17 protein-coding genes and 1 riboswitch are annotated in these 20,286 nt (G+C 60.7%); of the genes, 13 read left to right on the top strand and 4 right to left on the bottom strand.

Going from position 1 to position 20,286, the window contains the following annotated elements; all coding sequences use genetic code 11:
- Window positions 1-46 precede the first annotated feature (46 nt).
- Window positions 47-988, top strand: a complete 942-nt coding sequence (ygfZ, locus tag AC4ANE_RS07235) for a CAF17-like 4Fe-4S cluster assembly/insertion protein YgfZ (protein WP_044320961.1) — start codon at window positions 47-49, stop codon at window positions 986-988.
- Window positions 989-1,102: 114 nt separating this feature from the next.
- Window positions 1,103-1,924, top strand: a complete 822-nt coding sequence (locus AC4ANE_RS07230) for an HDOD domain-containing protein (RefSeq protein ID WP_002554917.1) — start codon at window positions 1,103-1,105, stop codon at window positions 1,922-1,924.
- A 2-nt stretch (window positions 1,925-1,926) separates the two neighbouring features.
- Here AC4ANE_RS07230 and AC4ANE_RS07225 read toward each other — a convergent pair whose 3' ends face one another.
- Window positions 1,927-3,309: a sensor histidine kinase gene (locus tag AC4ANE_RS07225; protein WP_044320954.1), complete on the bottom strand. Its 1,383-nt coding sequence runs from the start codon at window positions 3,307-3,309 to the stop codon at window positions 1,927-1,929.
- On the bottom strand, window positions 3,302-3,973 hold the full coding sequence (locus AC4ANE_RS07220) for a response regulator (RefSeq protein ID WP_002554918.1): 672 nt from the start codon (window positions 3,971-3,973) through the stop codon (window positions 3,302-3,304). Before AC4ANE_RS07220 ends, AC4ANE_RS07225 begins: the two co-directional genes overlap by 8 nt.
- Before the next feature lie 480 nt (window positions 3,974-4,453).
- Here AC4ANE_RS07220 and AC4ANE_RS07215 point away from each other — a divergent pair, with 480 nt between their 5' ends.
- The 4 genes from AC4ANE_RS07215 to AC4ANE_RS07200 all read left to right on the top strand — a co-directional run bounded on the left by AC4ANE_RS07215 (window position 4,454) and on the right by AC4ANE_RS07200 (window position 8,498).
- A complete protein-coding gene (locus AC4ANE_RS07215) occupies window positions 4,454-5,434 on the top strand; it encodes a Bug family tripartite tricarboxylate transporter substrate binding protein (protein WP_002554919.1) in 981 nt (326 codons plus the stop codon).
- A 62-nt stretch (window positions 5,435-5,496) separates the two neighbouring features.
- The gene (locus AC4ANE_RS07210) at window positions 5,497-5,955 is read left to right on the top strand and encodes a tripartite tricarboxylate transporter TctB family protein (RefSeq protein ID WP_002554920.1); all 459 of its coding nucleotides are present in this window, start codon (window positions 5,497-5,499) and stop codon (window positions 5,953-5,955) included.
- 1 nt (window position 5,956) lies between these two features.
- A complete protein-coding gene (locus AC4ANE_RS07205) occupies window positions 5,957-7,471 on the top strand; it encodes a tripartite tricarboxylate transporter permease (RefSeq protein WP_002554921.1) in 1,515 nt (504 codons plus the stop codon).
- Window positions 7,464-8,498: an AbrB family transcriptional regulator gene (locus AC4ANE_RS07200; protein ID WP_002554922.1), complete on the top strand. Its 1,035-nt coding sequence runs from the start codon at window positions 7,464-7,466 to the stop codon at window positions 8,496-8,498. The genes AC4ANE_RS07205 and AC4ANE_RS07200 overlap by 8 nt, the downstream gene beginning before the upstream one ends.
- A gap of 21 nt (window positions 8,499-8,519) precedes the next feature.
- Here the strand turns inward: AC4ANE_RS07200 and ung are convergent, their stop codons facing one another.
- Together ung and AC4ANE_RS07190 are read right to left on the bottom strand one after the other, a co-directional pair.
- The gene (gene ung / locus AC4ANE_RS07195; RefSeq protein WP_002554923.1) at window positions 8,520-9,212 is read right to left on the bottom strand and encodes a uracil-DNA glycosylase; all 693 of its coding nucleotides are present in this window, start codon (window positions 9,210-9,212) and stop codon (window positions 8,520-8,522) included.
- Window positions 9,213-9,404: 192 nt separating this feature from the next.
- A complete protein-coding gene (locus tag AC4ANE_RS07190; protein WP_002554925.1) occupies window positions 9,405-9,896 on the bottom strand; it encodes a hypothetical protein in 492 nt (163 codons plus the stop codon).
- Window positions 9,897-10,292: 396 nt separating this feature from the next.
- Window positions 10,293-10,395: riboswitch (guanidine-I (ykkC/yxkD leader) on the top strand.
- Window positions 10,396-10,458: 63 nt separating this feature from the next.
- Here AC4ANE_RS07190 and AC4ANE_RS07185 point away from each other — a divergent pair.
- The 7 genes from AC4ANE_RS07185 (at window position 10,459) to atzF (ending at window position 20,241) form a co-directional block, all read left to right on the top strand.
- The gene (locus AC4ANE_RS07185; protein WP_460408765.1) at window positions 10,459-11,526 is read left to right on the top strand and encodes a putative urea ABC transporter substrate-binding protein; all 1,068 of its coding nucleotides are present in this window, start codon (window positions 10,459-10,461) and stop codon (window positions 11,524-11,526) included.
- A gap of 27 nt (window positions 11,527-11,553) precedes the next feature.
- Window positions 11,554-12,369, top strand: coding sequence for an ABC transporter permease (locus tag AC4ANE_RS07180; RefSeq protein WP_031594840.1), 816 nt, complete (start codon window positions 11,554-11,556; stop codon window positions 12,367-12,369).
- Entirely contained in the window at window positions 12,366-13,148 is a 783-nt protein-coding gene (locus AC4ANE_RS07175; protein ID WP_002554926.1) for an ABC transporter ATP-binding protein, read from the top strand. The genes AC4ANE_RS07180 and AC4ANE_RS07175 overlap by 4 nt, the downstream gene beginning before the upstream one ends.
- A complete protein-coding gene (locus tag AC4ANE_RS07170; protein ID WP_002554927.1) occupies window positions 13,145-13,870 on the top strand; it encodes an urea amidolyase associated protein UAAP1 in 726 nt (241 codons plus the stop codon). The genes AC4ANE_RS07175 and AC4ANE_RS07170 overlap by 4 nt, the downstream gene beginning before the upstream one ends.
- Before the next feature lie 11 nt (window positions 13,871-13,881).
- Window positions 13,882-14,499, top strand: a complete 618-nt coding sequence (locus tag AC4ANE_RS07165; protein WP_002554928.1) for an urea amidolyase associated protein UAAP2 — start codon at window positions 13,882-13,884, stop codon at window positions 14,497-14,499.
- Between the two features lie 109 nt (window positions 14,500-14,608).
- Window positions 14,609-18,391, top strand: a complete 3,783-nt coding sequence (locus AC4ANE_RS07160) for an urea carboxylase (protein WP_460408764.1) — start codon at window positions 14,609-14,611, stop codon at window positions 18,389-18,391.
- Window positions 18,392-18,426: 35 nt separating this feature from the next.
- Entirely contained in the window at window positions 18,427-20,241 is a 1,815-nt protein-coding gene (atzF, locus tag AC4ANE_RS07155) for an allophanate hydrolase (RefSeq protein WP_031594837.1), read from the top strand.
- Window positions 20,242-20,286 lie beyond the last annotated feature (45 nt).

Raw genomic sequence — 20,286 nt, 5'->3', positions numbered from 1 at the left:
GGCACTATGATGTGCCCCCGGACTTTTTTCCCAATCTGCGATGACCATGACCCAAAAAGCTTTTTTCTGCACGCTATCCCATGAGGGCGTTCTCGCCGTTCGCGGCGTGGATGCCAGCAAGTTTCTTCAGGGTCAGCTGACGTGCAACCTCAATTATCTGAATGAAGACAAGTCCAGCCTCGGTGCCCGCTGCACGCAGAAGGGCCGGATGCAGTCGAGTTTTCGCATCGTTTTCGAAGGCGACGGTTGCCTGCTGGCGATGGCCAGCGAGCTGATCGAGCCGCAACTGCTGGACTTGCGTAAATACGCAGTGTTCTCCAAATCGAAACTGACTGACGAAAGCGCAGAATGGGTGCGCTTCGGCCTGCAGGATGGCGACAGTGCCCTGGTCGGCCTGGGCCTGGACCTGGCGCAGGAAACCGATGCGGTGGTACGAGCCAATGAGCTCATCGCAATCCGCGCCTCCCCGGGCCGCGCCGAACTCTGGGTACGCGCCGGGCAGGCAGACAGCGTCAAATCGCAGCTGGCTTCGCAGTTGAGCGAAGGTCCGCTCAATGACTGGTTGCTGGGTCAGATACGGGCCGGCATCGGCCAGGTATTCGGTAGCACCCGCGAGGAGTTCATCCCGCAGATGATCAACCTGCAGGCGGTCGGCGGCGTCAGCTTCAAGAAGGGCTGCTACACCGGCCAGGAAATCGTTGCGCGCATGCAATACCTGGGCAAACTCAAACGCAGGCTCTACCGCCTGACGCTGAGCAGCGAAGAAATCCCCGAGCCGGGTACGGCACTGTTTTCGCCGGTACACGCCAGCGCGGTGGGCAACGTGGTCATCGCCGCACAGTCCGGCCAAAATGTTGAACTGCTCGCCGTATTGCAGGGCGATGCGGCAGAAAATGGCCATATAAATCTTGGCTCGCCAGAAGGCGCAGCGCTGCAAATGAGTGATCTGCCCTACATACTGGACAGCAAACTCGAAACTCAGCGCTAAGCCAGACGAACACATTCAGGTTCCTAGTGTCTTTAGAGCGTTCCAGTGCACATGCTGGCGCTCTGCGGAGCGCGCGGAAAACTCTGGACACCCCCAACGGCTGCGAGATGCAACATGAGCAAGATGGCTGACGAGGTGCAGAGAAACTTGATCAAGGCCATCGACAGAGATGCCTTGTTTCTGCCTACCCTGCCGGAAGTAGCACTGAGAATTCGCCTTGCCGCCGAAGACACCGAAATCAGCATTTCGGCCCTGAGCAAGGTCATCGGTAGCGATACAGCCCTTTCCGCACGCCTGATAAAGGTCGCGAACAGCCCTCTGCTGCGCCCGAATTTTGAAGTCAGCGACGTCACCACCGCGGTTCGGCGCCTGGGCGTCAATTACACCTGTAACTTGGCTATCGGCCTGGTGGTCGAGCAGATGTTCCACGCGAAGTCTCCCGTCATCGAGCAGAAGATGCGCGATATCTGGAAGCAGAGCCTGCAGGTTGCCGGCATCAGTTACACACTGTGTCAGAACTACACGAATCTCAAACCCGACCAGGCCACACTCGCCGGGCTGATCCACTTGATCGGGATTCTGCCGATCCTGACGTATGCCGAAGACCATTACGAGCTGCTGGCCGATCCGATCAGCCTCAACCACGTGATCGACAGCATTCACCCGGTCATTGGCGAACGCCTGCTGCGCTCATGGGACTTTCCCGAGCCGCTGGCCTGCGTGCCGATTCAGTTCCAGAACTTCGCGCGCGTATCGAAAAGTCCGGACTACACAGATCTGGTGCAGATCGCCACAGTGCATATCCACAGGAACACCGACCACCCCTTCAGCCTCATCGAGATGGTCGACCTGCCTGCGTTCAGCCAACTGAGGCTTGCCAGGGCTGAAGGCATGCTGAGCGCCCAGATGGACGAAGCGAAGAGCATGCTTTACTAGGATCAGGGCGCACTGAAACTGACCCGAACCTTCAAACCCCGCTCGGCACCATCGTGCAAGGTGATTCTGGCCAGATGCGCACGGCATATCTCTCCCACAATAGCCAGACCGAGCCCGGCACCGCTGCCCTGCTGACTGCGACGGTAGAAACGCTCGAAAACCCGCTCCCGCTCATCTGCCGGAATGCCAGGGCCATCATCCTCGACCTCCAGAACACCCGGCGCATACACCCGCAACACCACGTTACCGCCCGGTGAAGTGTGAGCCAGCGCATTGTCGATCAGGTTGCTCAACAGTTCGTTCAGCAACGTCGGCTCGCCACGCAGCCAGACCGGCTCGTCAGCCTCCAGCGCCAGCGCGACGCCGCGTGAATGAGCCAACGGCGCCATGGCCATGCCCAGCTCTCTTGCCAGCTGGCTGAGGTCCAGTTGTTGCGCGACACCTTCGGCAATGGCCCGCGCGCCGTTTTCAATCCGCGCCAGTGACAGCAACTGATTGGCCAGATGCGTGAGCCGATCCGTGCCAAGTGCGGCTGATTCCAGCGTACTGCGCCAATGTTGCGGGTCGCGCTCACGCAGGCCCAGCTCAACCCGCGCCTTGAGCGCGGCCAGCGGCGTGCGCAGTTCATGGGCAGCATCGGCGATGAACTGCGCCTGGCGCTCGAACTGCAGGCGCAGCCGCTCGGTAAAGTGGTTCAGCGCCCCTACCAGCGGACGTAGTTCATGCTGCACCTCAACCATTGGCAATGAGCGCAGATCATCCGGCTGACGCTCTTCTACTGCGGTGCGCAAGCGCTCCAGCGGTCGCAGTGCCGCACTGACCGTGAACCAGACCAGCAGCAGTGCGCCCCCACCGAGCATGCCCAGACGCAGCAACGTGTCGGCCATCAGGCTGCGCGCCATGCCCTTGCGCGCCTCCTGGGTTTCGGCAACACGAATTTCAGCCGTGCCGTTCATGCCTGGATCAGTCACCGGCTTGAGCAGGCTGACCACACGCACATCCTGCCCTTGATAAATCCCGTTATAAAACTTCGCCAGCGCAGGGTAATCGTCGGTACGCAAAGTGCCCGGTGGCGGCGAAGGCAGATTTTCATAACCGGAAATCAGCTTCTGATGGATGTCATTGACCTGATAATAGATTCGTCCTTCGCTGTCGTAGGCAAAGGTATCCAGCGCCACATAGGGAATATCGGCGCTCAGCGTGCCATCACGCTGGGTCAGGCCGGCAGCGATGGTTCTTGCTGACGCCAGCAACGTGCGGTCGTAGGCGGTATCGGCCACTTCGCGGCCATTCCAGTAAGCGCTCATGCCGCTGGCCAGCATCAACACCACCAGCAGCAACGCCAGGTTCCACAATAACCGCCAGCGCAGGCTGTCGTTAATCATCGCGGCTTTCAAGCAGATACCCCAGACCCCGAAAGGTCACGATAGCCACAGAATGCCCGTCGAGCTTCTTGCGCAGGCGATGGACGTAGATTTCGATGGCGTCAGGGCTGGCCTCCTCGTCGAGGCCGAAAACCTGCGCGGCCAGTTGCTCCTTGCTCATCACCCGACCTGGCCGGGCGATAAGCGCTTCCAGCACCGCCTGTTCGCGAGACGTCAGGGCCAGCAGCTCCTCGCCGAGCGTGAAACGCCGGGTGTCCAGATCATAGGCCAGTACGCCGCAGCGCTGTTGCCGCTCGCCACCCAGCACGCTGCGACGCAGCAATGCCTTGACCCTGGCCTCCAGCTCGGACAGCTCGAAAGGCTTGGCCAGGTAGTCGTCGGCCCCCAGGTTCAGGCCATGAACGCGATCCTTGACGTCGCTGCGCGCGGTCAGCATCAACACCGGAAGGTTTTTGCTGCGCGCCCGCAGACGCGCCAGCACTTCAAAGCCGTCCATACGCGGCAAGCCGACGTCGAGAATGGCGACGGCGTATTCCTCGCTGCTCAACGCCAGGTCGGCGGCAACGCCATCATGCAGTACATCAACGGTCAAACCTGCGCTTTTGAGCGCCTGCGCGACACTTTCAGCCAATTGCAGATGATCTTCCACAAGAAGAACACGCATCGCCGTCTCCTGATTGTCACTGTTGTTATCGATCTGGGCATCGAGGCTTGTGGCGGTGGAGTTTACAGGCAGGCCGCCGCCTGTGAAGGACAGAAACGATTCGCGGCCCTTCAATTGCGACATGAAAGGTAGCTGAAAGGTTTGCGAAAGGTTCGTCATTTAGGATCGCCAGACGACCCGGCAAAAGGGTACGTACAAAACAGGCGCCCGGATGCGTCTGGACAATAAAAACAATAAATCGCTAAACGGAGTCACGTCATGTCTATGCCAGCCCAGGCTTGCCAGTCCATTGAGCACAGCCCGTCGCGGTTTTCCCCGCACCCGTCGCGCCCCTGCTCCACCTTCCTGCAAAACATCAGCGCCCACCGCTGTACCGATGGCACTTGCGTGTCAGCCAACAGGTCTCGTGGTGCGCGAGACAAAAGCATCTGCTGAACAGCTTCTCTCTTCCAAAAACAAAAATATCTCTGGAGACTGAACATGAAATCCCCTCTGCGTCAGATAGCCGCCACCGCCGCCTGCATGCTGGTTGCCAGCCAGTTGTTTGCTGCCGAGCCAAAGCGTCCGGAATGCATTGCACCCGCCTCACCAGGTGGCGGATTCGACTTGACCTGCAAGCTGGTGCAAAGCGCGCTGATCAACGAAAAGATTCTGACCTCGCCCATGCGCGTGACCTACATGCCTGGGGGCGTCGGCGCAGTGGCCTACAACGCAGTTGTAGCTCAGCGCCCCGCAGATGCTGGCACGCTGGTCGCGTGGTCCAGCGGCTCGCTGCTCAATCTGGCGCAGGGCAAATTCGGCCGTTTCGATGAAAACGCAGTACGCTGGCTCGCCGCCGTGGGCACAAGCTATGGCGCCATTGCAGTGAAGAGCGACTCGCCATACAAGAACCTCGACGATCTGGTCAAAGCGCTCAAGGCCGACCCGAGCAAGGTAGTCATCGGCTCAGGCGGCACCGTAGGCAGCCAGGACTGGATGCAGACCGCATTGATCGCCAAGGCTGCAGACATCAACCCGCGCGCCTTGCGTTATGTCGCGCTGGAGGGCGGTGGGGAAATCGCTACTGCCCTGCTTGGCGGCCACATTCAGGTGGGCAGTACCGACATCTCCGACTCCATGCCGCACATTTTGAGTGGCGACATGCGCCTGCTCGCCGTATTCGCCGAGAAGCGCATCGACGAACCCGAAATGAAAGACATCCCCACCGCCAAGGAGCAGGGCTACGACATCGTCTGGCCTGTGGTGCGTGGCTTCTACCTCGGGCCGAAGGTCAGCGACGAAGACTACAACTGGTGGAAAGCCTCGTTCGACAAGATCCTGGCCTCTGAAGACTTCGCCAAGCTGCGTGATCAGCGCGAGCTGTTCCCCTTCGCCATGACCGGCTCGGAGCTGGACACCTACGTAAAGAAGCAGGTTGCCGACTACAAACTGCTGGCCAAGGAGTTCGGCCTGATTCAGTAATTGAACTCAATTGACTGACGTTAAGTTGCGCCCGCACAGCGGGCGCGACTCAGGAGCTTCTCATGGTCATACAACGCATTTTTGCTGCCGTAATGCTACTGGCATGCGCAGGTCTGGCCCTTATGGCCTGGCCTTATCAAGCGCCGTTCTCCTATGAACCAGTCGGACCACGCGCTTTCCCGCTGCTGATGCTCGGGTTGATGGGTGCCGCCCTGCTGTACCTGCTGATTCGGCCCACACCCATTGTCCACACCGAGGAAGAACCGGCACTGGACCGTGAAACCCTGATCAAGATTGGCGCATGCATCATTCTGCTGCTGATATTCGCCGGGCTGTTCGAACCCCTGGGCTTCATCCTCAGCAGCATCCTGATCGGCATTCCCATGGCACGCCTGTATGGCGGACGCTGGCTGCCGAGCGTGGTGGTGGTGATTCTGATGAGCGTCGGCCTTTACCTGTTATTCGACAAGGCCATGGACGTTCCCTTGCCTTTAGGCCTGCTCAGCGTTCTGGAGAACTGATATGGATACTTTCAGCTACCTGGGCCAGGGGTTCGGCGTCGCCCTCACCCCTTACAACCTGATCACCGCACTGTCCGGCACATTGATTGGTACCGTCGTCGGCCTGCTGCCGGGGCTTGGGCCTATCAACGGGGTGGCGCTGCTGATCCCCATTGCCTTTGCGCTGGGCCTGCCGCCTGAATCGGCACTGATTCTGTTAGCGGCCGTGTACCTGGGCTGTGAATACGGCGGACGTATCAGTTCGATCCTGCTGAACATTCCGGGCGAAGCGTCCACCGTCATGACCACGCTGGACGGCTATCCAATGGCACGCCAGGGGCTGGCCGGCGTCGCTCTGTCGCTGTCAGCATGGAGTTCGTTCATCGGTGCATTCATCGCCACTTGCGGCATGGTGCTGTTCGCGCCGTTGCTCGCCAAGTGGGCGATTGCCTTCGGTCCGGCGGAATATTTCGTACTGATGGTGTTCGCCATCGTCTGCCTGGGCGGCATGGCCGGTGACAGGCCATTGAAGACATTCATTGCCGCGCTGATCGGGCTTTTCCTGTCTGCGGTAGGCATTGATGCCAACAGCGGGGTGTACCGTTTTACGGGCGACAACATTCATCTGACCGACGGCATTCAGTTCGTGGTGCTGGTCCTGGGTCTGTTTTCAATCAGTGAAATCCTGTTGCTGCTGGAAAAGACTCATCGCGGCCAAGAGGCGGTCAAGGCCACTGGGCGCATGATGTTCAACGTCAAGGAAGCCGCTGCCGTGTTCGTGGTGAACATTCGCTGTGGTCTGCTGGGCTTCATTCTTGGCGTACTGCCGGGTGCCGGTGCGACACTGGCCAGCGCAGTCGCTTACATGACGGAAAAACGTATCGCCGGCCCTGGCGGCAAGTTTGGCCAGGGCGACATGCGCGGTCTGGCAGCTCCCGAGACCGCCATCGGGGCAACCGCTTGCGGCGCATTGGTGCCGATGCTGACGCTGGGTGTTCCGGGCTCGGGCACCACGGCGGTGATGATCGGCGCGTTGTCGCTGTACAACATCACGCCCGGTCCGATGCTGTTCCAACAGCAACCGGACATCGTATGGGGCCTGATCGCTTCGTTGTTCATCGCCAACATCATGCTGGTGATCCTCAACATCCCGATGATCCGTATCTTCACGCGCATCCTCGCCGTGCCGAACTGGGCGCTGGTCCCGGTGATTGCGATCATCACCGGGATCGGCGTGTATGCAGTGCACGCTACCACCTTCGACCTGTTCCTGATGGTCGGCATCGGCATCTTCGGTTACATCCTGCGCAAGCTGGATTTCCCGCTGTCGCCGATTCTGCTCGGTTTCATCCTCGGTGGTCTGATGGAGCAGAACCTGCGACGCGCCCTGTCGATCTCCAACGGCGAACTGGGGATTCTCTGGGCCAGCCCGATCACCCTCGGGGTCTGGGTGGTGACCGTGTTCATGCTGCTGTTTCCGCTGATCCGTATCTGGCGCAAGCGCGCAAAACAGCAGGCTGCCGCAACGCATGGCTGATTCGTCACTGCGTCAATGGTGGGCAACGCCGCTGGTCGGCCTGCTCGGCAGCTACCTCGCCAGCCAGGTTGGCTGGCCGCTGCCGTGGATGGTTGGCTCGTTGCTGGCAATCATCCTGGTGCGCTGCCTGACACCCTGGCAACTGGCGCAGATTCCGGGTGGCCGTAAATGCGGGCAACTGATCATCGGTATCGGCATCGGTTTGCATTTCACGCCAGTGGTTATCGAGCAGGTGCTCGCGCATTTCGGGCTGATTTTCATCGGCGCGCTGGTCACCAGTCTGTCGTGTCTGGTTGGCGTCTGGCTGATGCTGCGCACCGGAGAAGATCGCCCTACGGCGTTCTTTTCGAGCATGCCGGGCGGTTCCGGGGAGATGGTCAACCTTGGCGCACGTAACGGTGCAACGCTAAGCAGCGTCGCAGCCGCGCAAAGTCTTCGGGTGCTGGCAGTAGTATTGTGCGTGCCGGCGATCTTCAAATACCTGCTGGGTGACGGTACGCCTTCACTGCATGCCACGGCGGTCGATTGGCGCTGGCTGGCATTCCTGCTGCCGGTCGGCGCAGCTCTGGCCTGGCTGTGGCAACGTCTCAAGCAACCCAACCCGTGGCTGTTCGGCCCTCTGTTGCTCAGTGCCGTAGTGAGCGTGGTCTGGGACCTGAAAATCGGCTTGCCCAACGGTGCCAGCCAGCTGGGTCAGCTACTGATCGGCAGCGGGCTGGGTTGTCATTTCAATCGGGCATTCTTTCGGCGTGCGCCATCGTTCCTCGCGCGCACGCTGTTGGGCACCGCGCTGACCATGTTGATTGCCGCACTGGCTGCGCTGGGGCTGAGCGCCCTCACCCACCTGGATCTGCGCTCACTGACGCTGGGCATGATGCCCGGTGGCATTGCCGAAATGAGCCTGACAGCAGAAGTGCTGCAACTGTCGGTCCCCCTGGTGACGGCCATGCAGGTCATGCGCCTGCTGTTCGTGCTGTTTCTTGCTGAGCCGCTGTACCGGCGCTGGGACAAGCGGTTCGCTGACTGAGCCCAATCAGAAGCACTTTGATCAGAGAACGGGCAAGCGCCAGTCGATTGGCTCGATGCCGTTTTGCTCAAGGTACTTGTTGGCACGCCCGAAATGCCCGTTACCCAGGAAGCCTTTGTAGGCTGACAACGGCGAAGGATGGACGGAGGTCAGCACCAGGTGCTTGGTCGCATCGACCAGTTTCTGCTTACTCTGCGCATGAGCGCCCCACAGCAGGAACACCAGATGCGGCTGATGCTCGCTGACCACTTGAATGATCCGGTCCGTGAAGTGCTGCCAGCCTTTTCCCGCATGCGAAGCTGCGTTGGCGCGCTCGACGGTAAGAGTCGTGTTAAGCAACAGCACGCCCTGATCAGCCCATGATTGCAGGCAGCCGTGATTGGGAATGTCGATATTCAGGTCGCGTTTGAGTTCTTTATAGATATTGACCAGTGACGGCGGCGTCGGCACGCCTGGCTGCACCGAGAAACACAGACCGTGAGCCTGATTCGGACCGTGATACGGGTCCTGACCGAGGATCACCACTTTCACATTGTTGAGCGGCGTCGAATTCAGCGCATTGAAAATCAGCGGCCCAGGCGGATAGATCTCTTTACCCGCGGCATGCTCCTGGCGCAGAAACTCGCGCAACTGCGCCATATAGGGCTGCTCGAATTCATCGCGCAGCGCTTCCTTCCAGCTGGGCTCAAGCTTGATGCGGTCGTCGCTAGTCATGGTTACATCCGGTAAAAACAATGCGCGGACACTAGGAAAGCCCGGCAGCAAAGTCAATGCCGGTTTCTACATGCGCCTTTACGATCGGACGCAGAGCGTCCAGAAAGAAGTGCCGACGCGGAGCGTCGGCACGATAGTCAGTTCGCAGCAGCCAGCTCACCGCTCTGGCATGGCAGTGAGCGCAGGTTTCAGCTACCGATGCCCGCCCCGACCATCACCGCGCCCGCCTCGTCCATGATCACGGCCATCGCGTCCGCCTCGACCGCCATGGTCCTCCCAGCCGCGGTTGCCTCGGTCGCCGCGGAAGCCGTCATTGCGTCCGAAACCACCATTGCCTCGAAAGCCGTCATTACGCCCAAAACCGCCATTGCCGCGAAAGCCGTCGTTTCTCCAGCCATAACCCGGTGGGCGTCCCGGCTGGTAGTAGCGTGGCACTGGCGGCGGCGCGTAATAACGCGGTGCCGGGGCGTAGTAGCGTGGTTGGGTGTAATAGCGTGGCTGAGGCGCTACATAGATGCGCTGCTCCTGATAGTAGGTGGAGCGGTAGCCATTGTCGTACGCGTAAGCGCCACCGACGACGGTTGTCGGCTGCGTGTACACATCGGATTCGTAGTAACCAGGGCCTGCGTAGCAACCGGCAAGGAAAAGGGTCAGCAACGTGATAAGCAAGGGTCTTCGATACATGGCGGCCTCCTGGACCGCGATTGGGCACGAATCAGCGACGCTGATCGGCGTCCGCCAAAGCAGTTGACGGACAGAAGTTCAGACACCGAAAAGGGAATCTAGTGCGTTGGCGCAGCGTGTAAACCCTAGTAAAGATGATGGCCATCCTTCACTCAAGGGCTCTAAAGCCGGGGCATGCAGGCATGTTTCGACTTCCTGCAAAGATGCTACAAAACATTTCAAAGCACCCATGCATCAACACAGTGCGGTTACGCACCAGCACAAGGCAGTTTCCCTCGGGGCTGACCTGCGATGGTCCGGGCAGGCCTTGAAAAACAAAGGCCTTGGCGAGTTGGCACAAGTCTCGCTTGATGAATGGCGTGCAGGAGTCAACACAGGTTCGCGGCACCACAATTTGCAATAGCCGACTAGGGTTCCGGCTTGCCGACAGGCAAGTGGCTGGTCCGAGAGTTGGCGACCTCCAGTAGAGGTTACACGGCGGGACAAAAGCCCGGGAGACAGGGACACCAGTGGTGTCACGTTGCTCCTGGCCGCCTTTTTTCACTACTGGAGATTTCTCAACATGCAAAAGTCTCGTCTCTTCGGTCTGCTCACGGCAGGCCTGCTTGCTGCGTTGAGCCTCTCGGCGAATGCCGCCCAAAAAGATCACTTCAATGTCTGCTGGACCATCTACGCAGGCTGGATGCCGTGGGAATACGCAGGTAGCCAGGGCATCGTCGACAAGTGGGCGAAAAAATACGGCATCAAGATCGATGTCACCCAGCTCAATGACTACGTCGAATCCATCAACCAGTACACCGCTGGCCAGTTCGATGGCTGCACCATGACCAACATGGACGCACTGACCATTCCGGCTGCGGGCGGTGTGGAAAGCACGGCACTGATCGTCAGCGATTTATCCAATGGCAACGACGGCATCGTGCTCAAGGGCGAGGGCAAAAAAGTCGCCGACCTGAAAGGCATGGACGTCAACCTGGTCGAACTGTCGGTGTCTCACTACCTGCTGGCCCGGGCGCTGGACAGCGTCAAGCTCAGCGAAAAAGACCTGAAGGTCGTCAACACCTCGGATGCCGATATCTCGGCTGCCTTCAATACCGATGATGTGCAGGCCGTTACCACCTGGAACCCGATGCTGTCGGACATTAAAGCCAAACCCGGCGTGACCGAAGTGTTCAACTCCAGCCAGATTCCTGGCGAGATCATGGACATGATGGTCGTCAACACTCAGACCCTGAAGGACAACCCGGCGCTGGGCAAAGCCCTGACCGGTGCCTGGTTTGAAGTGGTCGCGCTGATGAACGCCAAAAACGCCCAGAGCAAGGCAGCGCTGGAACACATGGCCAAGGCATCGGGCACCGATCTGGCCGGCTTCCAGGCGCAACTGGACACCACCAAGCTGTTTGCCACACCCAAGGAAGCGCTTGAGTTCGCGACCAGCAAACAGCTGCCGGACACCCAGCGCAAGGTGGCTGACTTCTCGTTCGCCCATGGTTTGCTCGGTGAAGGCGCACGCGATGCCAACGCGGTCGGCATGTCGTTCGCCAATGGCGTGATGCTCGGCGACAAGGGCAATCTCAAGCTGCACTTTGACCCCAGCTACGTGCAGATGGCCGTCGACGGCAAGCTGTAAATCACGTTCAGTAGAAAGGTCATTGCCATGCGTTTGATAAACCGCCATCCGGACCGTGCCGGTCGCCTGATTCTGGTGATCCTGCCGTTCGCCCTGTTGCTGTTCGCCTACTTCATGGGCTCGGCCACCCGGCTTGCGGAAAACCCCACCGACAAACTGCTGCCCAGCGCCGTACAGATGGCCGATGCGGTCAAACGCATGGCGTTCACCGCCGATACCCGCAGCGGCGACTACCTGCTGTGGCAGGACACGGCATCGAGTCTGCACCGTCTGGCCATCGGCCTTGGGATCAGCGCGCTGTTGGGACTGTGCCTGGGCATTGCGGCGGGCATCCTGCCGCTGTTCGGTGCGCCGCTGTCGCCCTTGCTGACGGTAATGTCGATGGTGCCGCCGCTGGCGATCCTGCCGATTCTGTTCATCGTCTTTGGTCTGGGCGAGCTGTCGAAAGTGATGCTGATCGTGATCGGCATCACGCCGATTCTGGCCCGGGATCTGGAACAGCGTGCCCGGGAAATTCCGGTCGAGCTGCTGATCAAGGCGCAGACCCTCGGCGCCTCGACCTGGACACTGATCCTGCGGGTGATCCTGCCGCAATTGCTGCCACGCCTGTTGATCGCCCTGCGCCTGGTGCTGGGTTCGGCATGGCTGTTCCTGATCGCCGCCGAGGCGATTGCCTCGACTGACGGTCTGGGCTACCGGATCTTCCTGGTGCGGCGCTATCTGGCGATGGACGTGATTCTGCCGTATGTGGTGTGGATCACCCTGCTTGCCTGGCTGATGGACTGGGGCCTCAAAGCCCTGACCCGACGCGCCTTTCCCTTGTACGAAGGGGCGCGGGCATGAGCTTTATCTGTGTGCGCAATGTCTGGCAACAATACGATGATCAGGTGGTGCTTGAAGGCCTGAATCTGGACGTGGCCGAAGGTGAGTTCTGCACGCTGGTCGGCGCATCGGGCTGCGGCAAGTCGACTTTTCTGCGCCTGCTGCTGGGTCAGGAAACTCCGAGCCGTGGACTGATCACGCTGGACGGCAAGGCCCTGCGCAATGAGCCAGACGCCTGCCGTGGCGTGGTGTTTCAGCGCTATTCAGTGTTCCCGCACCTGTCGGTGCTGGACAACGTGGCGCTGGGTCTGGAACTGCCCCGCTCGGCGTGGCTGGGCCGACTGTTCGGCCAGGCAAAAAGCGAGGCACGCGAGCACGCCGCGCAACTGCTTGGCAAGGTTGGCCTGGGGCATGCGCTGGATAAGTACCCCACGCAATTGTCCGGCGGCATGCAGCAGCGTCTGGCCATTGCTCAGGCGCTGATCATGAAACCCCGCGTGCTGCTGCTGGACGAGCCCTTCGGCGCGCTCGACCCCGGCATTCGCAAAGACATGCACCACTTGCTGCTGGACCTGTGGCGCGAAACGAAGCTGACCGTGTTCATGGTCACTCACGACCTGTCCGAAGGTTTCAACCTCGGCACCCGCCTGCTGGTGTTCGACAAGGTCCGCCACGACCCGCACGAACCCGGCGCGTATGGCGCGCGCATCACTTACGACATTCCCCTCAACAGCGAACGCCGCGCCGAACGCGCAGCCATCGATTCGCTGCTCAACGTTTCAGAGGAGCCCGTTCAATGACTGACTCAATCACGCTGTACCCGGTTTTCGCCGAAGAGATGCTGCCCGGTGGCGGCCATCGTTCGTTCATCCTCAAGCGCGGCGAACTGCTGCGCCTGACCGACCTGCACGGCAACGCCAACGTCAGCCTGACCCTGCTCAACGCTCACGAAAAAACCGAGCGGCTGAACCTGCCCGACAGCCTCAAATGCCAGCACACCGCCAGGTTAAGCAACGGCCATTGCCTGTATTCGGACATGGGCCGAGTGCTGGCGGCCATCGTCACTGACACCTGCGGCTGGAGCGACAGCATCGGCGGCGTGCTCAATGCGCAGGAAGTCGCTGAAAAATACGGCCAGGGCCGTTATCAGGAATTGCGCAACGGCTTCTTCCGCAATGGCGTCGACAACCTGCTGGTCGAGCTGGGCAAATGGGGGCTGGGGCTGTCCGACCTGTTGATGACCCTCAACCTGTTCAGCCGTGTCGATGTCGACGAGACAGGAACCCTGCACTTCGCGCCGAACAACTCCAAGGCCGGTGACTACATCGAACTCTACGCACCAATGGACACGCTGGTGGTACTGACCGCGCTGCAACACCCGATGGACCCCAACCCGGAATATGCCCCGCAACCGCTCAGACTCAGCTGGATGAAGGCCGACGCCAGCGTTGCCGAGCACTGCCGTACATCGCGCCCGGAAAACGAGCGCGGCTTCATCAACACCGACCGCCTGTTCGCCTGAGGAGCCCTGTCATGAATTCACACACTCACCTTTGCTGCGACGCAACCATACCGGCAGGCGAGCCGTTCCTGGCCGAAGTCAAGGCCGGGCAGACCGTGCGCATCCTCGATCTGCAAGGCAACCAGGCCGTCGACACGCTGTTTTTCAGCCTGAGCAACCCGCGTGAGCGCTACGATGTGCAGCGCACCCTGCGCCGCCAGAACAGCGTGTACCTGACCACCGGCAGCGTGCTGTTTTCCAACCTCGGCCAGCCGATGCTGACCATTGTCGATGACACCTGCGGTCGCCACGACACACTCGGTGGCGCGTGCGCGCAAGAGAGCAACACCGTGCGCTACGCCCTGGAAAAGCGCTACATGCACAGCTGCCGCGACAACTACCTGCGCGCCTGTGTGCATGACGGCCGCCTGAGCAAGGCCGACATCGGCCCCAACATCAATTTCTTCATGAACGTACCGGTGACAGCCGAAGGCGGCCTGACCTTCGAAGACGGTATTTCCGCGCCCGGCAAATACGTCGAGCTGCGCGCTGAAATGGACGTGATCGTGCTGATTTCCAACTGTCCGCAGCTCAACAACCCCTGCAATGGCTACAACCCTACGCCTGCGCAGCTGTTGATTCGCGACTGACCCGGCACCTGCCCTCAGCAACGGACGACCGTTGCGTAGATTGATCAATAGCGGGACGGCCCGCTTCCCATCACGAAACCGAGCGCGACTGGGTTTCCGGGGTTATGCCATGTTCGACAAACTGCTGATCGCCAACCGTGGCGCCATTGCCTGCCGCATCCTGCGGACCCTGCGTACCTTGCAGGTCAAGGGCGTGGCGGTGTATTCCGAAGCCGACGCTGCCAGCCTGCACCTGATGCAGGCCGACGAAGCCCACAGCCTGGGCGAAGGTGGCGCAGCCGGAACCTATCTGGCGGTGGACAAGATCCTCGCCATTGCCAAAGCCAGCGGCGCCAAAGCCATTCATCCCGGCTACGGGTTCCTCTCCGAAAACGCCGCGTTCGCTCAAGCCTGCGAAGACGCCGGTATCGCCTTCGTCGGGCCAACGCCCGAGCAACTGCGCGTATTCGGCCTCAAGCACACTGCTCGCGCACTGGCCGGACAGCATGGCGTGCCCATGCTCGAAGGCACCGAACTGCTCGACAGCCTGGAATCAGCCATCGCAGCGGCGCGTGATATCGGCTATCCGGTCATGCTCAAGAGCACTGCAGGCGGTGGCGGCATTGGCATGCGAGTGTGCCGCAGCGCTGAAGAGCTGGCACATTCGTTCGAGGCGGTAAAGCGCCTCGGCCAGAACAATTTCAGCGACGCGGGTGTGTTCATCGAGAAATACATTCAGCGTGCCCGCCATCTGGAAGTGCAGGTGTTTGGTGATGGTCAGGGCGAGGTGCTTGCGCTCGGCGTACGTGACTGCTCGGTGCAACGCCGCAACCAGAAAGTGCTGGAAGAAACCCCGGCCCCCAACCTGCCCGACGGCATGGCCGAGGAACTTTGCGCGGCAGCCATCAAACTCGCCAGAGCGGTCAATTACCGCAGCGCAGGCACCGTCGAATTCGTCTTCGACAGTGAGGATCAGCGCTTCTATTTTCTGGAAGTAAATACTCGTCTGCAGGTCGAACACGGCGTCACCGAGCAGGTGTGGGGGGTAGATCTGGTCAGCTGGATGGTACAACTGGCTGCCGGAGACCTGCCGCCACTGGAGCAATTGCAGGCCGGCCTGAAACCGTCCGGCCATGCCATTCAGGCACGGCTGTATGCTGAAGATCCGGGCCGTGACTTCCAGCCCTGCCCCGGCCTGCTGACGGCGGTGAATTTTCCGCCTGCCGATGGCCATGCAATGCGCATCGACACCTGGGTTGAAGCGGGCTGCGAGATACCGCCGTACTTTGACCCGATGATTGCCAAGCTGATCAGTTGGGCGCAGACCCGCGAGCAGGCCAGCACCGGGCTGATCGATGCGCTGAACGAAACGCGCCTGTACGGGGTCGAGACCAATCGCGACTACCTGCGCCAGATCATTGCCGACACGCCGTTCGCCAGCGGCCAGCCGTGGACCCGCTGCCTGGAAGGTCTGGTGTATCACGCTGACACCTTCGAAGTGTTGAGCGGCGGCACGCAGACCAGCGTTCAGGATTATCCGGGGCGGCTGGGTTACTGGGCGGTCGGTGTACCGCCATCCGGGCCGATGGACAGCCGCGCGTTGCGCCAGGGCAATGGCCTGCTGGGCAATGCCGAAGGATGCGCTGCGCTGGAAATCACCATGAGCGGGCCGTTGCTGCGCTTTAATACCGATGCCGTGATTGCCGTGACCGGTGCGCAGATCCCGATCACGCTCGATGGCGCCCCCCGCGCCATGAACGCCGCGCTGCTGGTGTGCGCAGGCTCGACCCTTGCGCTGGGCACCATTGCAGGTGCCGGCGTACGCAGCTACCTGTGCGTACGTGGCGGGCTGGACGTGCCGGATTATCTGGGCAGCAAAAGCACCTTTACCCTCGGCCAGTTCGGCGGGCATGGCGGGCGGGCGTTGCGGGCCGGTGATGTGTTGCACATTGCGCCATTGGTGGATCGTAGCGCGGGCCAGCGGATTGCCGATGACGCACTTGAGGCGCTGCCTGACATTCGCCGTATAAGGATCATTTACGGCCCCCATGCTGCGCCGGAATACTTTACCGAAGCGTACATAGAGACGTTTTTTGCAACCGACTGGGAAGTGCATTTCAACTCCAGCCGTACCGGCGTGCGCCTGATCGGCCCGAAACCCGAATGGGTGCGCGCTGACGGTGGCGAGGCAGGTCTGCACCCGTCCAATATTCACGATAACCCCTATGCGATCGGCGCGGTGGATTTCACCGGCGATATGCCCGTGATCCTAGGTCCGGACGGACCGAGCCTGGGTGGGTTCGTATGCCCGGTGACTATTATCGAAGCGGACTTGTGGCAGCTGGGGCAGTTGAAGGCTGGCGACAGGGTCCGATTCACTCCGGTAAGCGTCGAGGCGTGTCATGCAGAACGGTGTAGGAGCGAACTTGTTCGCGAAGGCTATATTCCAGACGCAGAAAATACATCGACTGTACCGCCCTCTTCGCGGACAAGTCCGCTCCCACAAGGCATCGCAAACTCCCGTGGGAGCGAGCTTGCTCGCGAAGGCTATATTCCAGACGCAGAAAATCCATCGACTGTACCGCCCTCTTCGCGGACAAGTCCGCTCCCACAAGGCATCGCAAACTCCCGTGGGAGCGAAGCTGTGCGCATAGAGGATTTGCCCTCCCCGGTCATTCTCGACATAGGTCAGGACGATAAACGCTTGGTCGCACGCCTGTCCGGCGATACCCACCTGCTGCTGGAAATCGGTGCGCCAGAGCTGGATCTGGTGCTGCGTCTGCGCGGCCATGCCTTGATGCTGGCGCTGGAGGCCAAGCAACTGGGGGGCGTGATTGACCTGACGCCAGGTATTCGCTCGCTGCAAGTCCATTACCGCCCCGAACAACTGCCCCTCCGACAACTGCTCGACATCGTCGCTGGAGAGTGGGACGCAGTGTGCGCAGCGAAAGACCTGCAAGTGGCGTCGCGCATCGTTCATCTGCCGTTGTCCTGGGATGATCCGGCCTGTCAGCTGGCCATCGAGAAGTACATGACCACCGTGCGCAAGGACGCACCGTGGTGCCCGAGCAATCTGGAATTTATCCGGCGCATCAACGACCTGCCCAATCTTGACGAGGTGCAGCGTACGGTGTACGACGCCAGTTATCTGGTCATGGGGCTGGGCGATGTGTACCTCGGCGCACCGGTCGCCACGCCTCTGGACCCGCGTCATCGATTAGTGACCACCAAGTACAACCCGGCGCGCACCTGGACCGCCGAGAATTCGGTCGGCATCGGCGGTGCCTACATGTGCGTGTACGGCATGGAAGGCCCCGGCGGCTATCAATTCGTCGGCCGCACGCTGCAGATGTGGAATCGCTACCGCAACGTTGCCGCCTTCGAAGGCAAGCCATGGCTGCTGCGCTTTTTCGACCAGATCCGCTTCTACCCGGTCAGCGCCAACGAATTGCTACGCATCCGTCGCGATTTCCCGCTGGGCCGCTTCGATCTGAACATCGAACACAGCACCTTGAACATGGCTGACTACCAGGCCTTCCTGACCCGCGAAGCCGAAGGCATCACGGCATTCCGTGCTCAGCAACAGTCCGCGTTCAACGCCGAACGCGAACGCTGGATCGCCAACGGCCAGGCCAACTTTCAGAGCGATGAAGGCGTCGCGCCAAACACCGAAGAGTTGCCACTGCAAACGGGCCAACAAGGCGTCGACAGCCACATCGCTGGCAATCTCTGGCAGGTCCAGGTGCAACCCGGCGAGCGTGTCGAAGCGGGTGATGTGCTGGTGATTCTGGAGTCCATGAAAATGGAAATCCCCCTGCTCGCGCCAGTCGCAGGTGTGGTGCAGGAAGTCAGGGTGCAACCCGGCTCGGCAGTACGCGCAGGGCAGCGGGTGGTGGTGCTGGCAGCAGACTGAACCGATCAACTTTTCACTTTCAATGGAATTGCGTCATGAACGACTCAGCACTGCCCAACGACCTGCGCCTGGATACCGTACGCACTGCTTACCTATCCGGCCAGATTTCCCCACGCCAGCTGATTCTGGCGCTACGGGAAAAAGCCGCAACGCTCAATGCGGATTACCACCTGTTCATTCACCTGCTCAGCCCGGCTGAACTGGAGCCCTATCTGGCCGCACTGGAAAATCGCGATATTCAAAGCCTGCCACTCTATGGCGTGCCCTTCGCGATCAAGGACAACATTGATCTGGCCGCCATTGCGACCACCGCTGCCTGCCCGGCGTACGCCTACACGCCAGCGCGCTCGGCGACCATCGTCGAGCAATTGATCGCGCTGGGGGCGGTGCCCATGGGCAAGACCAATCTGGACCAGTTCGCCACCGGCCTGAATGGCAGCCGCTCGCCCTATGGCGCCTGCCCCAACAGTGTCTTGAAAGAGTACCCGTCCGGCGGCTCAAGCTCAGGTTCGTCACTGGCCGTAGCGCTGGAGGTCAGTAGCTTCTCGCTGGGCACTGACACGGCGGGTTCGGGCCGTGTGCCCGCAGCGTTGAACAATCTGGTGGGGCTGAAAGCCAGCAAGGGGCTGATTTCCACCGCTGGTGTCGTACCCGCTTGCCGCACGCAGGATTGCGTGTCGATCTTTACTGCCACAGCAAGGGAAGCCAGCCAGTTGCTGGGGCTGGTTGCCACGCTTGATCCGCACGATGAATACAGCCGACGCAACCCGCAGTGGAATGACCTTTCGGCATTCGGCGCACCTCGACCGTTTCGCTTCGGCGTACCACGCGCTGAAGACCTGGAATTCTTTGGCTGTAACGAAGGACCGAGGCTGTTCAGCGCGGCCATCGCCCATCTCACTGCGCTGGGCGGCGAAGCTGTCACGGTAGACCTGTCACCGTTTCTCGAAGCGGCGCGGTTGTTGTACGAGGGGCCGTGGGTGGCCGAACGCTACAGCGTCGCCGGGCAGTTAATGGAAGAACACCCTGACGCGGTATTGCCGGTGATCCGCGACGTGCTGGCCAAGGCACCCCGGGTCAGCGGGGTCGATACGTTTCGGGCGCAATACCGTCTGCAGGCGCTCAAGGTGATTTGCGATCGGGCGCTTGAAGGGCTGGATTGTGTGGTAACGCCGAGCATCGGCCGCCCGGTAACTTCAGCAGAACTGGCTGCCGAGCCAGTGCTGCGCAATTCGGAGCTGGGCTATTACACGAACTTCGTCAACCTGCTCGACTACGCCGCCATCGCCGTACCCAGTGCCTTCATGAGCAACGGTCTGCCGTGGGGCATTACGTTGTTCGGACGGGCATTCACCGATCAGTACCTGCTCAGTCTGGCCGATGCTTTCCAGCGGCACACCGCCCTGCCTTTGATCGGCGGTGCAGCACCTCGATTGCCCGCGCCGAAGACCTTAGCAGGTAACGATATGGCCCGGCTGGTGGTCTGCGGCGCGCACCTGGACGGACTGGCGTTGAACTGGCAGCTCAAGCGACGCGGTGCCCGTTTGCTGGAGTGCACACACAGCTCAGCCGACTATAAATTGTTCGCGCTGGCCGGTGGCCCGCCTTTTCGTCCAGGCATGGTACGGGTGGCCGAAGACGGTGTGGCCATTGAGGTGGAAGTCTGGGAGTTGCCCAGTGTCGAGCTGGGTTCGTTTCTGACCGGCATTCCGGCACCGCTGGGCCTGGGGAAGGTGCAACTGGCCGATGGCCGCTGGGAGACCGGGTTTATCTGTGAAGCCTACGGCCTGACAGGTGCTCGCGACATCAGCCATCTCGGCGGCTGGCGTGCACACTTGCAACAGATGTAAGCGAAAAGGCGGCATGCTCTGACGTGCCGCCCTTTCTGAAACAGC

The sequence above is a fragment of the Pseudomonas sp. Pme6b genome, assembly GCF_058129925.1.
The sequence above is the reverse complement of the archived record's forward strand: the minus strand, read 5'-3'. Positions and strand labels throughout refer to the sequence as shown.